We start from the raw sequence: 13,985 nt of genomic DNA, 5'->3' as shown, positions 1-13,985 counted from the left end.
CGGGCGCTGGCTACTTCTGGGACAAGAGCTTGCGGTTCTTGACCTTCGACTTGAGGTAGTCCTTGTTCATCAGGGCGATGAAGTCGATGGAGATCTCCTTCGGGCACGCCTCTTGGCATTCGCCGTGGTTGGTGCACGAACCGAAGAACTCCTCCATGGTCTCCACCATGGCCTCGACCCGCTTGTAGCGCTCGGCCTGACCCTGGGGCAGGAGGTTGAGGTGCGACACCTTGGCCGAGGTGAAGAGCTGGGCCGCCGAGTTGGGGCACGCCGCCACGCACGCACCACAGCCGATGCAGGCCGCGGCGTCCATGGCCGCGTCGGCCACCGGCTTGGGGATGGGGATCAGGTTGGCGTCGGGGGCACCACCGGTCTCGGCGGTGATGAAGCCGCCCGACTCGACGATGCGGTCCAGGGCTGCCCGGTCGACCATGAGGTCCTTCACCACCGGGAAGGCGGTGGCCCGCCAGGGTTCGATAACGACCTCTTGGCCGTCGTCGAACTTGCGCATGTGGAGCTGGCAGGTGGCGGTGCCCTTCTGGGGGCCGTGGGCCTGGCCGTTGATCATCAGCGAGCAGGTGCCGCAGATGCCTTCACGGCAGTCGTGGTCGAAGACGATTGCCTCTTTGCCGTCGGCGATAAGACGCTCGTTGACGAGGTCGAGCATCTCCAAGAACGACATCTCGTCCTTGATGCCCGGTGCCGCGATCACGTCGAAGTGACCGGGGGCGTCCGGGCCGTCCTGGCGCCAGACCTTGAGGGTGAGGTTCAGTTCCTTGCTCACTTGTAGCTCCGGACGGCGAGGTGGACGTTGTCGAAGGTGAGTTGCTCGACGTGGCGGTTGGGTTTGGCGGCGTCGCCGGTCCACTCCCAGGCCGCCACGTGGGCGAAGTTGGCGTCGTCGCGCTGGGCTTCGCCTTCGTCGGTTTGGTGTTCGGCCCGGAAGTGACCACCGCAGGACTCCTCACGGGTGAGGGCGTCGAGGCACATGACCTGGGCCAACTCGAAGAAGTCGTCGACCCGGCCGGCCTTCTCGAGGGTCTGGTTGGTGGAGGTGCCGCTGCCGGTGACCCGCAGGTCCTTGCGGAACTCTTCGTGCAGGGCGGGGATCTCGGCCAGCGCCGTCTCCAGGCTTTCCTTGGTCCGCTCCATGCCGCAGTTCTCCAGCATGATCTTGCCCAGCGCCATGTGGAACGAGTCGGGCGAGCGGGTGCCCCCGATGGACAGGTACTGGTTGAACCGGTCGCTGGCGGCGGCCTCGGCGGCCTTGAACTCGGGGTGGTCGGTCGGTACCGGCTGGCTGCCCAGCTTGGGGGCCAGGTAGTTGCTGATGGTGTTGGGCAGCACGAAGTAGCCGTCAGCCAGGCCCTGCATGAGGGCCGAGGCACCGAGGCGGTTGGCGCCGTGGTCGGAGAAGTTGGCCTCGCCGGTGCAGTACAGGCCGGGCACGGTGGTCATCAGCTCGTAGTCCACCCACAGCCCACCCATGGTGTAGTGGGGAGCGGGGTAGATGCGCATGGGCACCTTGTAGGGCGATTCGTCGGTGATGCGCTCGTACATCTCGAAGAGGTTGCCGTAGCGCTCCTCGATGACGTGCTCGCCGAGGCGCCCGATGGCATCGGAGAAGTCGAGGTAGACGCCGTTCTCGAGCGGACCGACGCCGTGGCCCTTGGCCACCTCGACCAGGGCGGCTCGGCTGGCGATGTCTCGGGGGGCCAGGTTGCCGAAGCTGGGGTAGCGACGCTCGAGGTAGTAGTCGCGGTCTTCTTCGGGGATCTGGTCGGCGGGGCGCTTGTCGTCGGCCCGCTTGGGAACCCAGATGCGGCCGTCGTTGCGCAGCGACTCCGACATGAGGGTGAGCTTGGACTGGAAGTCGTCGCTCTGGGGGATGCAGGTGGGGTGGATCTGGGTGTAGCAGGGGTTGGCGAAGGCCGCACCCTTGCGATGGGCCCGCCACGCCGCAGTGACGTTGCAGGTCATGGCGTTGGTGGACAGGAAGAACACGTTCGAGTAGCCGCCCGTGGCCAGGACCACGGCGTGGGCCGAGTGGCTGGTGACCTCGCCGGTGAGCAGGTCTCGGACCACGATGCCGGCGGCCTCGCCGTCGACCACGACCACGTCGACCAGCTCGGTGCGGTTGATCATCTCGACGTTGCCCAGCCCGACCTGGCGGGCGAGCTGCTGGTAGGCGCCGAGCAGGAGCTGCTGGCCGGTTTGGCCCCGGGCGTAGAAGGTACGGCTGACCTGGGCGCCACCGAAGGAGCGGTTGTCTAGCAGGCCGCCGTACTCCCGGGCGAAGGGCACGCCCTGGGCGGTCATCTGGTCGATGATGTTCACCGACTCTTCGGCCAGGCGGTGGACGTTGGCCTCACGGGAGCGGAAGTCTCCGCCCTTCACCGTGTCGTAGAAGAGCCGGTAGATGGAATCGCCGTCGCCCTTGTAGTTCTTGGCGGCGTTGATGCCGCCCTGGGCGGCGATGGAGTGGGCCCGGCGGGGCGAGTCGTGGAAGGTGAAGGCCTTGACCTGGTAGCCCTGTTCGCCGAGGGTGGCGGCGGCGGCGCCGCCGGCCAAGCCGGTGCCCACCACGATCACCTTGTACTTGCGGCGGTTGGCCGGGTTGACCAGCTTTCGGTCGAACTTGTAGCTCGTCCACTTGTCGGCGATCGGGCCGGCGGGGATCTTGGAGTCGAGTTGCACTTTCGCTCTCGTTCTTTCGCTGCGGGGCGTTGGGGTCGGCCGGATCAGACGCTGACTACGCCAGCGAGCACGGCGATCGGGAACGACACGTTGCCGATCACCACGATGGCGGCGAAGGCGGTGGCGAAGCTGCGGCGGGCACCGTTGAAGCGGGGGTTGTTCCAACCCATGGACTGGAAGAGGCTCCACGCCCCGTGGAAAAGGTGGATGCCCAGGGCGATGTTGCCGGCGATGTAGAGCAGGGCGACGGGGATCCGGCTGAGGCTGTTGGCCACGTTCTCGTAGGCCTCGCCCCGCACGTAGTGGTAGCCGGTACCGGTGAACGTGAGGTCGAAGAGGTGCCACACCAAGAAGAACAAGAAGATGAGGCCGGTGAAGCGCATGGTGCGACCGGCGAAGGTGACCGCCACGTAGTCCCGGGGGGACTGGTACTTCACCGTTCGGGCCTTCTTGTTCATGATGGTGAGCGAGTACGCGGCGTGGATGTGCAGCACGAACGCGGCGATGAGCCCGAGGCGCAGACCCCACAGGGCCACGGTTCGGGGCAGGATCGGCACCAGCAGTTCCCGCAGGAAGTGCCCGTAGTGGTTGAAGTCCTCGGCCCCCAGGTACATCTTCAGGTTGCCCACCATGTGGGCGAACACGAAGCCCATGAGCATGATCCCGGTGACCGCCATGACGTACTTCTTGCCAAGGGCGGACCGGTACAGCTCTACGGGGAACGGGGCGGGGCGCTTGGCCCGGGCGCCGGCTCCAGCCGAGCCGCGGGCAACCGTTGTCGTAGCCATCACGAGCGAACTTACCCCTGCACAACCCCCACACAGGAAACCGACGCCCCGATTTCCTGACACACCGTCAGGTGGATGGGGGGCGGTGCCGGGTTGTCGGGCCGCTCAGAGGAGCGACTCGTCGACCCACCAGCCGTGGAATCCGAACGGGACCCGAACCCCCAGGTGGATCTGGGCGACCGGGCCCTTGGCCATGGCTTGGGCGTCGAAGATGCCCAGTGAAGACGTGTCGGTGGTGCGATCCCAGATGTAGGTGAACACCCAGCCCTCGCCTTCGGGCGCGTCCTCGCTGGCGGGCACGAAGAACCCTTCACCCGATCGCAGGTTCGCCCCTGGGTCCCAGACGTCCTCGGTTCCCCGTTCCAGGTCGACGTGGGCCACGCCGCCCAACTCGAACCCGAAATCGCCCTCGGTGGGGGCGGCGGCCAGCCAGCCATGCCTGGTGGCCCGACCGGTGAAGCGGCGGTCGTGGGTGGGAAGGTCCATCTCCCGGTCGGAGAGGGCTGTCTCCGAGAAGGTGAGATCGGCGCCACCGGTGCCGATGCGCCACTCGGTCAGTTGCGACGGCACCAGGTCGCCGCGGCGGCCGAACGCCTCGGGCATCTTGGCCACCCGCAGCACCACGTCGTCACCGTCGCGGTGGGCGTTGAGCCCGTGGAACACGAAGCATGGGTCTATGTCCACCCAGCGGATCTGATCGCCGGGACCGTCGAGGGGCATGACCCCCACCCGGCACGGCCCGGTCTCGTCCCAGTGGAACGGGATCTCGGGGTAGGGGTTGGCGGCATCGGCGCCGAGGACCACCGGCCCGATCCAGAACACCGCGTCTCGGTCGGTGATCGCGAAGTCGTGGACCATGGTGGCCGTGTCCACGGCGATGGGGCTCACCACCTCGAGGGCACCCGCCGCGCTGGCGGCGTAGTAGGTGAGGCGGGGAGTGACGAACTCGTAGCCGAAGAAGTACATGCGCCCGGTGGTCGGGTCGATCTTGGGGTGGGCGGTCATCGTCTCGCCCAGCTTCCCGTCGTAGCCCCACGGGCCGACGGTGGACAGGTCGTCGGGGTTCAGTTCGAAGGGCCAGCCCACTTCGCCCAAGGTCAGCAGCTTGCCGGCGTGGTGGATCACCGAAACGTTGGACTGGTTGTTGGCCTGACCTGGTACTCCCCCGAACTCGAGCAGGTCCTTGCCGGACTCGGCCAGCGGGGTCTTGACGTAGCGGTTGCGATACCACTGGGCCTTGCCGTCTGAGATGCGAACGCCGTGGATCATGCCGTCGCCCAGGAACCAGTGGCTTGGTTCGGTCTTGGACTGTGAGTTGGGCCCGTTGCGCACGAACAGTCCGGACAGGCGCGAGGGGATGGTGCCGGTGACGCGCAGGTCGGTGAGGGTCTCCTCGGTGGTGACCGGGCGGAAGTTCCCCTGCACCCAGTAGGGACGGTTGGGGTCATAGGGGGTCTGGGCCACGGTCGGTGTGGTGGCCGCCGCCGATGTGGAGCTACCCGTCCTCGCCGTCGATGTCGATGACGACGAGGACGTCGATCCGTCGCCGCCACACGCGGTGAGGATCCCGGACCCTCCCAGGGTCACGGCCCCCGCCCCCAGGCCCAGTGCCCGCAGGATCTCTCGACGTGACGGGACTGGTCCCGATGGCCTCTGGGTCATTGCGACTCCGGGTTCGTGGGGCGGTGGAGCGCTGTCTACCAGGGTTGGACCTGTCGGGAGCCTCGATTCAGGACCGGACGATGTGGCCCGAATCGGTCCGCACGGCGGGGCCGACGGGTAGGTCGGCTCCGGTCAACTCGAGGGTGAGGGTCACCGGGCCGGGGGCGTCGGGCACCTCGATGGACAAGGTGCCGACCCGCACGCAGGTGTCGGCGTCCACGTGACCGCCGAATCGCCAGCATTGGTCGCCGCCTTCCCAGCTCAGGTGGGCGTCCACCTCGATGTCTTGCATGGGGGTGCGCAGATCGCTGGCCACGTGGACGTCGATGGCCAGGGTTTCACCGACCATGACCTCGGCCGGGAGGCGGTCGGCGGTGACGATCACCGGCTGGCACGCTTCGACCAGCGCGTCGTAGGCCGGTTTGGTTCGTCCCCGGTGGTCGACCAGCGAGAACCCGATGGCGGGTTGTCCGTCGGCCAGCGAGAACACCGCGAACCCGCCCGTCGGCCGGTACTTGAGGCGGCGGAGCGTCTCGATCTGATGGCGGACCAGGTTGGCCTGGTAGGTCTGGGTGGCGGTGCGCCACGAGTCGAAGCTGGGGTGGTCGGCGGCGGGGACCCGAGCATCGAGCTGATCGTGTTGCAACCCGTGGTGGCGCGCCATGCCGTCCCAGTCCAGGTCGGGCCAACGTTCGGGCTGGCAGAACTGGGCGGTGTCGGGCACCGACTGTGCCCCGAACTCGGACACGAACCGAACCATCCGGGGCATGAGCCGGGCCAGACCCGACAGCTCACGGTCCTCCCCGTGGTACCAGCCGAACCACAGGTGGCTGTCGGTTCCGTCGAACAGCGGCGGGTGGGGGAGGACCCCGGAGTGGGCGATGACCGGCCTGGTGCCGTCGGCCTTGTCGATGGTGCGCTTCACGGAGCGGTCCAGGACCGACTTGTTCCAGCTCGGTAGCTCCTGGGACAGCAGGGCCCGGGCTCGGCTCCTCGCCGGGGCGGGGGTGTGGTCCTCGTCGGTCGACCACCGGTGCCGGCCCCTGGTTGGCGCCCTTGAGGAACATCCGCTCGCCGTTGACGTGCAACACCCAGCCCCGCATCGACACCTGTCGGAGCCCGATCCGGCGGGTGACCCGGTGGCTGAGCGGAGCTTCCTCGGGGAGCTGGTCGCCGTCGGGGTCGGGGTGGGCCGCCACCTCCACCACTACGTCGTGGAGGGGTTGGTCGCCCAGGGCGTGGGGCCACCACAGGTCGGGGTCCTCCACCCCGATCTGCCATTCGACCTGGTTCTCACCGGCGGCCAACCGCCGTTGGTCGATGTGGTCGACGTCGCCCACCGAGGACCGCAGGGTCACCTCGCCGGCCACCGACGAGTCGAGGACGGCCCGGAAGGTGACGGTGGCTCGGTTCTCGTTGGCGTCGCGGCACACCACCCGGAGGTGGCGGATCTGCACCGGCCCGGTTCGTTCCAGGTGGACGGGACGCCACAGGCCGCCCGGGTTCCAGTCGCGGTCGATCCCCACCGACCCGCCGAAGGATCCGGTGATGTTGCGTCGCACCGCCGGGTCGGTTTCGGGGTGGCAGGTGAGCTCGACCCCGAGCAGGTGGTCGCTTCGGGCTCCGAGTGCTTCGGTCACCTCGAAGCAGTGGGGGAAGAAGTAGCCCTCGGTGTCGCCCACGTACGCGCCGTCGAGCCACACGTCGCCTTGGTAGAAGGCACCGTCGAAGCGCAGCCACCACCGTTCGCCGGTCTCGGGCGCCGGGTGGTCGAAACGGGTGCGGTAGAGCAGCGGCCCGTCGGTGTCGGCGAAGGCCGGGTTGGACCGCCAGTGCCCGGGAACGTCGACCTTGGTCCATTGCTCCGCGTCGTCGTGGTCCAGCCAGGTTCGACGGCTCTCGTCATCGGCGAGCGTGGCCTCCCAGGGCCCGGCCAGTTCCACGAGCGGCGACGTTAGTGGTGCGGGCGCCTCAGCCCTTCAGGAGCTCCACCCTGGAGTCGGCCAGCATCGCTTCGCGGTCTTCGGCCAGCACGAATCCAGCCTCGATCGCCTCGTCGGCGGAGGCCTCATAGGCCTTCAGGTAGGCGTCCTCGGTCGGATACCAGTCGGTGAGCGTGGCGGCGGGAACCTCGAGGGTCGAACCCATCAGCAGGCACGCCACCGACCCGCCGGGCGTGGCCACCCCGGAGTGGATCTGCACCGGCACGTCCACCGCCGGGGTGCGGATCCCACCCTCGACGATGCCGTTCTCGTCCCGCACGTAGGCGGGCTCCGCCCCCGAGTCGTCGACCTCGTAGCGGGGGGCCTTGGGGGGGCGTCGCCGCCGCGGGCCCATGTGTCGAGGTGGCGGGCCCGGCCTTGGCCGCCCAGTGCATGGGGCCGTCGTTGATGGGTGCGCCGCAGTCCATGGTGTCGGCGATGGGGCCGAGCATGTAGCGGTCTACGTGGGCGGTGCCGGCCACCTCCCACAGGCGGATGGTGTCGGTGTCGTCCTGGCGGGCGGGGAAGTAGTTGAGCAGGCCGACCACGTCGGATTCGGTCTGCAGCATGAGCACCGGTACGCCGACGTCTTCGCGGATCTGGGTGGGCTGGGTGCCGATGGCCGAAGCGATGTCGACACCGCCGCCCGAACCGCCCAGCCCTTGGGCTCCGCCGCCCCGGCTGTGGATGAAGAAGGCGTCGAACTCCTGGGTGTGGGGCTGCACGCCGTTGGCGTAGGTGGTGAGGGCGAAGGCCGACTGGGATTCGCCCGCCGCGATCATCGCTTCGGGCTCGAGACCGCCGAGCAGACCGTCGGCCCCCGATTGGCGCAGCGTCCGGGACACCTGGGTGTAGATGTCGAACGAGTAGGCGTCTCCGGGGTGGCTGAGCTCGCCGTAGCGTTCGGGGACCATGGCCTTGAGCCCCTTGCCGGCCAGGTCGCCGGCGGCACCGACCGACACCGCCACCGGGCCACCTTCCACCCCGATGTGTTGGGCCGAGACGCCGACCCAGGCGTAGCCGCCGCGGATGATCTCGTCGGCCAGGTAGGTCCAGTCGGGGTTGGCGTCGATTCCGCCGGACACGTTGAGCCATTCCAGGACCACGGTGCCGTTGAAGTCCTCGGCCTTGGCCGGGCGGCGGACCACGACGCGGGTTCGGTAGTCGGCGGTGTCGCCTTCGCTCAGGTTGAACTCGCCCGAACCGGGAAGGTCGGTGGCCGCGTCGTCGATCACATAGGACGTGGCCGTTCCCTCCACCGCGTACTCCTCTTGCACGAACCCGTTGCCTTCCAGGTCGAAGTCACGGATGTCGGTGAGGGCGGTGCCGGTCCCCCCGGTGAGTGCGCCCACCACGGCGGCGGCGGGGGAGTCTTGGCGGTCCCGCTCGGCGGGCAGGCCCCGCTCGGTCTTGTCGCCCGGGTTGGTGGTGGCGGTGCCGCCCTGGTCGGCGCCGGCAACGGTGGTGGTCGAACGGTCGGTGGCATCGTCGTCAGACGAACAGCCGACGGTCCCGAACAACAAGGCCATGCACGCCAAGCCAGCGGCGATGATCGAACGTGGTCCCCTGGTGATCATGGCGGCGCACCCTAGATCGGTGACCGCCAGCCGTGCCCGGCAAACGCGTCGGTCAGGGGTAGGTCGAGGTCAGGAGCCGAGCCGGTCGGGCTGGGCCATGTCGAGCAGTTCGGCCCGGTCATCGCTCAGCACGAACCCGGCCTCGATGGCGGCATCGGTTGCCTTCTCGAAGGCGGCCGTGTACTCCGCGGCCGACGGGTGCAGTTCGGCTAGCCGGTCGGCGGGAATCGGGATGGTGGTGCCGAAGAGGATGCACACCACCGACGAGTCGGCTCCGGGTTCCCCGGACAACACGTCGACGGGAACGTCGACCACCGGCGTCCGGATGCCACCTTCCGCGATCCCGTCGGCGTCGCGGACGTAGGCCGGGGCCCCGCCGGGCCCGGTGGTGGTCTCCAGGCGCTCCGAGGTGGGCGGCGCTTCACCGGTGCGGACCCAGGTGTCGAGGGCTCGCAGACCGGGCCGGACCACGAACCGCTGCGGTCCGTTGTTGATGGGTGCCGAGCAGTTCAGCGAGTTCCCGACGTCACCGACCAGGAAGCGGTCGGCGTGGGCGCTGCCCGCCACCTCCCACAGGCGGATGTGGTCGGTGTCGTCTTGGCGGGCGGGGAAGTAGTTGAGCAACCCGATCACATCGCCCTCGGTCTGGAGGATCAGGACCGGGACGTCGAGGTCGGTGCGGATCTGGGTCGGGGCCCCGCCGAGGCTGCCGGCCAGGTCGATGCCGGCGCCGGGTTCGCCCAGCGGAGCGGCCGGACCTCCACGGCTGTGGATCAAGATGCCGTCGTATTGCTTGACCAACGGTTGAACGCCGTTGGCGTAGGTGGTGAGGGCGAAGGCGGATTGGGATTCACCTACCGCCAGGATGCGTTCGGGTGTCAGGTCGCCCAGGGCGGTGGAGTCCTCGGTGCGAAGGGCCCGGGCGATCTGGGTGTAGATGTCGTAGGAGTAGGCGTCTCCAGGGTGGCTCAGCGACGCGTATCGCTCGGGGTCGATGGCCTTCAGGCCCCGCCCGGCGATGCCCTTGCCGGCTTCGACCCCGACCAGCACCGGGCCGCCTTCGATGCCGATGTGCTGGGCCGACACCCCGACCCAGGCGTAACCGCCGCGGAGGAGTTCCTCTTGCATGAAGGTGAAGTCGGGGTTGGCGTCGAGACCGCCGGACACGTTGAACCACTCGACCACCACGGTGCCGTTGAAATCGTCGGCGTTCTCGGGTCGGCGGACCACGATCCGGGTCCGATAGTCGGCACTGTCGCCTTCGGTCAGATCCCAGGTGCCGTCGGTGGAGAGCTCGCCGTCGGCCTGGTAGCGAACGGCGGTGCCCGCGGCCACGAACTCGTGCTCGACGTAGCCCGGCGCCGAGAACGTGGTCTGATCGGCAGAGGCGATCATGGCCCCCTTGCCGCCGGTGAGTTCTTCGGTGAGGTCAGCGGCCGGTCCGTCGGGTCGGGTCACTGGGGGAGTGGAGGTGCTGGCCCCGCCACCATCGGCGGTGGTGGATGCCGGTTCGTCGGTGGCCCCGTCCTCTGATGTGTTCGATGAGCACGCCGTGGCGGTGAGCAGCGATCCGGCGATGATCATGGCGGCGATCCTTCTTCCCAGCATGGGCGCGGCGGGTCCTTTCGAACGGTCGAGCGGTACCGGTCCCCTGGGTGCCGCAGGACCAGCGTGCCACGCGGTCAGGCGTGGCCGCGGACGAGACGACCGGGCCGGGCGCCGGTGTCGGTGTCGTCGGCTCGTGTGATCTCGCCGCCCACCACAGTGGCGACGTAGCCGTGGGCGCTCTGGAGGATGCGGCTGGCCCCGGCGGGCAGGTCGTGGCGCAACTCGGGGGCACCGATGGTGAGGCGGTCCAGGTCGATCACGTTCAGGTCGGCCCGCCGCCCCGGTTCCACCACCCCGCGGTCGTCGAAGCCGTAGAGAGCGGCGTTGGCCCCGCTCAGTTTGTGGACCAGCAGTTCGACGGGCAGCCGTTCGCCGGCGGTGCGATCCCGGGCCCAGTGGGTGAGGTGGAAGGTGGAGGCCGAACAGTCCGAGATCAGGTTGACGTGGGCCCCGGCGTCGCCCAGCCCGGTCACGGTGTGGGGAGAGGCCAGCATCTCCCGACACACGTCGAGGTTGCCTCCGGCGAAGTTCGAGCCGAGCAGGGCGTAGAAGGCCCGCCCGTCGTCGTCGAGCAGCCGGTCGTACATGAACTCGGCCGGGTCTTGGCCGGCCGCGGTGGCCCGGGCGAAGACCGACTGGTCCATGGTCGGCTCGTAGTTGACCGGGGCGGCCAGCGAGAAGACCAGCGGTAGGGCCATGCCCAGGGCGTTCACCAGGGTGGCGTTCACGTCGGTTCCACCGTCGTCGATGTCGTCCTCGGCCAAGATCGCCGCCCGTACCTCGGGGCGGCGCATCTCGGCCACCCGTTCGGCCAGGCCCAGCCCGGCCAGCTTTCGGTAGGTGGGCCGGTTCTGGAACATGTGGTAGGCGTCGAGGTTGGTCATGATCGTGACCGACCGGGGGATCACCTGAGGGGCGAGGCGTACCCCCGCCTCGGTGTTGGCGGCCTCGGCGGCATCGAGCACCAGCCGCCAGTGGCCGGGGTCCTCGAACATCTGGAGCAGGGTGAAGGTGACCGGCCGACCGCTGGCCCGGGCCAGGTCGGTGAGGAGCGGGATCTCATCTAGCTGGCGCACCGGGTCGCCCGACACGCTGCCCAGCGTGCCGGCGGCGATCGCTTCGAGCACCCCGTGGCCCGCAGCCCGCAACTCGGCGGCGATGGCCGTCAGCTCAACGGCTCCGGCATAGGTGCCCGGCACCGGTCGACCCGAGCGGGACTTGTGGCCGGGGATGCGTGACGTGGTGAACCCGACCGCCCCCGCCGCCATGGCCTCGGCCACGATCGACGCCATGGCCGCCACGTCCTCGGCGGTGGCGTCCTCGTTGGCGGCGCCCCGTTCGCCCATCACGTAGAAGCGCACCGCCCCGTGGGGGATCTGGGCTGCGACGTCGACCCCGTAGCGGCGCCCGGCCAGCACGTCGAGGTACTGGGGGAAGGTCTCCCACTCACCCCACGGCATGCCGGTGCTGAGGGCGGTGCCGGGGATGTCCTCGACCCCTTCCATCAGGTCGATCAGATCGGCGGTGTGGTCGGGGCGTACAGGCGCGAACCCGACCCCGCAGTTGCCCATGACCAGCGTGGTGACCCCGTTGCTGGCCGACGGTTCCATCACCTCGTCCCAGGTGACCTGCCCGTCGTAGTGGGTGTGGACGTCGACCCAACCGGGGGTGACCAGCGCCCCGTCGGCGTCGATCTCCCGGCGGGCCCCGCCGGTGACCTTGCCGACCTCGACGATCTTCCCGTCGCTGACCGCCACGTCAGCCCCGATCGGTGCCGCCCCGGAGCCGTCCACGACCGTTCCACCCTTGATGACCAGATCGAACACGATGCCTGTCCCCTTCGCTTCGCTTGCCCCTGGGTGATGCCCGGCTACCGGCCCGGTCCGGTTCACCCCGAAACGGCTCGCTCCGTCCCCGTCTGTCGGAGTTCTCCAGAGGTTCGCTCCAATCGCCCGGGTGGCGGAATTGGCAGACGCGGAGGGCTTAAACCCCTCCGGAGGGCAACCTCCGTGCGGGTTCGATCCCCGCCCCGGGCACCACCTCTGACCTGTGGATATGTGCCTGACGGCGCCAGCCAGGTCGGGCCGGGATCGGCCGATCTACTGCACTCCACTGCACAAACTGCTGCACACAGCGGCGGTTCACCGCCCGATTCCGTCCGTGCATCGTCGCGTTCTTTGCTGGGCAACGGGACGACGAGGACGCGGACGACACGCCCACTCGGCTTAGCGGTCCAGCGGCTCGTGGATGTTCCTCCGGCTCGCACTAGCGCGAGCGACGAACATCCGGATCGACGAGGGAGCGTCTATCTGACTCTCAGCGATGTTGCCGAGGAGGATCAGGCTGCTCTCAGGCACGACGCTCTGGACGTCATCTGGAGCTGATCGGCGGCTATGAGATGGTCGAGAACCTTGGTGAGATAGATCTTCGAGCCACCCTTGAATCGGCTGCTCGGAGCGGAGCCGCCGTCTTCCCTGGACTGCCGCCCTCAGCCTCGGACGAGCCGCGTCACATGAAGCCTCCCGCCGGGAATGTGCGCAAGGACCTGCCCAGCCGGTACTTGTTCAGCCGCCGCGACTTCCCAGAACTCCGAACCTTTCGCCTTCAGAGCTCGCCTACCAAGTGTTCTTCCAGATGTGGCAGAACAAGCAGGCCCCGTACAGCCAGATCGAAGAGGGCGATGTGGTCTACCCAGGGATACCGAGACTCGCAGGATCTACTGGGAAGTCCGGGTCGCAGCTCTGCTCCACGATGGATACGTCCACCGCTGATGCCTCGATGCGCTTTGAGGTCGTATGGCCTCGCCGGAGACGATCTCAACGACTACCACCTCAGCCGCCCGCCTGAAGGCTTTGTGTTGGCGTGGGCGCCGATCGTGATGCAGCGGTTGGACATCAGCCTCCCCAGCGGCCAGAACTTCGGGCGGAACGGCTACAGGAGCCTGACTGACGAAGACCTCGATGCCATCGCTCTCCCGCCTCTAGCGACCGGATCGCCGCTCGCCGAACCACCCGACACCTACGACCCACAGAACTGGCGTGTCCGTCCCCACAGCGCGGTGTCGCGTTACATCCCGCTGCACGTCCGCCAGGCGGTCACCGAACGCGACCGCGGCACATGCGTGGGGGGTTGAGGTGCCACGACCGGTCTGCACTTCGACCACATCGTCCCTACTCGCGGGCGGGCAGCCCCAGTTGAGAACGTCCGCCTGCTGTGCGCCGTGAGCAACCTCTCCAGGGTTCGCGCGGCCCCGATGCCCCACTGGTCTGTTCCCCGAGGTAAAGTCCCGCCGATCCGCCTCCCAAGGTTCGCGACGCAAGCGGCCAAGCCATGCGGATGCACTGGTGGGCGGTGGGGCGCTCAGCTCGCAGCGAGATCGCCTTGGTAGATGTTCTCGTGATGCCAGGTGAGGTAGGCAGCGCCTGGCGCGTGACCGCCAGTGGGGATGAGGAGGATGGGCCGGAGGGCGTCGCCGAAGTAGTCGGAGACACCCGGATCGGCGGCGGCGGGCGACGAGCGGTGGGGCTCGGTGGACCCTGAGCCCACCGTTCACGGTTATAAGGCCGCTGTCGAAGGCCGCGTCGTGGGTGGGGACACGCAGCGACGCCGTTCAACGGGTCGAGCCTCTCCCGATCATCGAGCTTGCCCACGGTTTGATGTGGGATGCGACC

General features: G+C 68.5%; 11 protein-coding genes and 1 tRNA gene. 2 read left to right on the top strand and 10 right to left on the bottom strand.

The window, feature by feature from the left end; all coding sequences use genetic code 11:
* Positions 1–10: 10 nt before the first annotated feature.
* From IPG97_07330 to IPG97_07290, 9 genes are all read right to left on the bottom strand, one after another.
* The gene (locus tag IPG97_07330; GenBank protein ID MBK6856347.1) at positions 11–784 is read right to left on the bottom strand and encodes a succinate dehydrogenase/fumarate reductase iron-sulfur subunit; all 774 of its coding nucleotides are present in this window, start codon (positions 782–784) and stop codon (positions 11–13) included.
* Entirely contained in the window at positions 781–2,697 is a 1,917-nt protein-coding gene (locus IPG97_07325) for a fumarate reductase/succinate dehydrogenase flavoprotein subunit (protein ID MBK6856346.1), read from the bottom strand. The genes IPG97_07330 and IPG97_07325 overlap by 4 nt, the downstream gene beginning before the upstream one ends.
* A 44-nt stretch (positions 2,698–2,741) precedes the next feature.
* Positions 2,742–3,485, bottom strand: coding sequence for a succinate dehydrogenase cytochrome b subunit (locus tag IPG97_07320; GenBank protein MBK6856345.1), 744 nt, complete (start codon positions 3,483–3,485; stop codon positions 2,742–2,744).
* 105 nt (positions 3,486–3,590) lie between these two features.
* On the bottom strand, positions 3,591–5,147 hold the full coding sequence (locus IPG97_07315) for a carotenoid oxygenase family protein (GenBank protein MBK6856344.1): 1,557 nt from the start codon (positions 5,145–5,147) through the stop codon (positions 3,591–3,593).
* A gap of 791 nt (positions 5,148–5,938) precedes the next feature.
* Complete coding sequence (locus IPG97_07310; GenBank protein MBK6856343.1) at positions 5,939–7,090, bottom strand: hypothetical protein; 1,152 nt, start codon at positions 7,088–7,090, stop codon at positions 5,939–5,941.
* Between the two features lie 28 nt (positions 7,091–7,118).
* Positions 7,119–7,295, bottom strand: coding sequence for a hypothetical protein (locus IPG97_07305; protein ID MBK6856342.1), 177 nt, complete (start codon positions 7,293–7,295; stop codon positions 7,119–7,121).
* Positions 7,216–8,706, bottom strand: coding sequence for a hypothetical protein (locus tag IPG97_07300; GenBank protein MBK6856341.1), 1,491 nt, complete (start codon positions 8,704–8,706; stop codon positions 7,216–7,218). The genes IPG97_07305 and IPG97_07300 overlap by 80 nt, the downstream gene beginning before the upstream one ends.
* A gap of 69 nt (positions 8,707–8,775) precedes the next feature.
* Positions 8,776–10,290: a hypothetical protein gene (locus IPG97_07295; GenBank protein MBK6856340.1), complete on the bottom strand. Its 1,515-nt coding sequence runs from the start codon at positions 10,288–10,290 to the stop codon at positions 8,776–8,778.
* Positions 10,291–10,388: 98 nt separating this feature from the next.
* Entirely contained in the window at positions 10,389–12,140 is a 1,752-nt protein-coding gene (locus tag IPG97_07290; protein ID MBK6856339.1) for an amidohydrolase family protein, read from the bottom strand.
* Positions 12,141–12,264: 124 nt separating this feature from the next.
* Between IPG97_07290 and IPG97_07285 the strand changes: the two genes are divergently transcribed.
* A tRNA-Leu gene (locus IPG97_07285) sits at positions 12,265–12,353 on the top strand.
* A 731-nt stretch (positions 12,354–13,084) separates the two neighbouring features.
* Positions 13,085–13,447 (top strand): hypothetical protein, encoded by a 363-nt coding sequence (locus IPG97_07280; protein ID MBK6856338.1) that lies wholly within the window; start codon positions 13,085–13,087, stop codon positions 13,445–13,447.
* 227 nt (positions 13,448–13,674) lie between these two features.
* Here IPG97_07280 and IPG97_07275 read toward each other — a convergent pair whose 3' ends face one another.
* Complete coding sequence (locus IPG97_07275; protein MBK6856337.1) at positions 13,675–13,860, bottom strand: hypothetical protein; 186 nt, start codon at positions 13,858–13,860, stop codon at positions 13,675–13,677.
* Between the last annotated feature and the right edge of the window lie 125 nt (positions 13,861–13,985).

It is taken from the genome of Microthrixaceae bacterium (genome assembly GCA_016702505.1).
Lineage (GTDB): Bacteria > Actinomycetota > Acidimicrobiia > Acidimicrobiales > Iamiaceae > Aquihabitans.
The sequence above is the reverse complement of the archived record's forward strand: the minus strand, read 5'-3'. Positions and strand labels throughout refer to the sequence as shown.

What these genes read in the sequence shown, in the direction of transcription:
- IPG97_07320 (MBK6856345.1), bottom strand. Translation starts at nt 3,485, where the DNA reads ATGGCTACGACAACGGTTGCCCGCGGCTCGGCTGGAGCCGGCGCCCGG.
- IPG97_07315 (MBK6856344.1), bottom strand. Translation starts at nt 5,147, where the DNA reads ATGACCCAGAGGCCATCGGGACCAGTCCCGTCACGTCGAGAGATCCTG.
- IPG97_07305 (MBK6856342.1), bottom strand. Translation starts at nt 7,295, where the DNA reads ATGGGTTCGACCCTCGAGGTTCCCGCCGCCACGCTCACCGACTGGTAT.
- IPG97_07300 (MBK6856341.1), bottom strand. Translation starts at nt 8,706, where the DNA reads ATGATCACCAGGGGACCACGTTCGATCATCGCCGCTGGCTTGGCGTGC.
- IPG97_07295 (MBK6856340.1), bottom strand. Translation starts at nt 10,290, where the DNA reads ATGATCATCGCCGGATCGCTGCTCACCGCCACGGCGTGCTCATCGAAC.
- IPG97_07280 (MBK6856338.1), top strand. Translation starts at nt 13,085, where the DNA reads ATGCCTCGATGCGCTTTGAGGTCGTATGGCCTCGCCGGAGACGATCTC.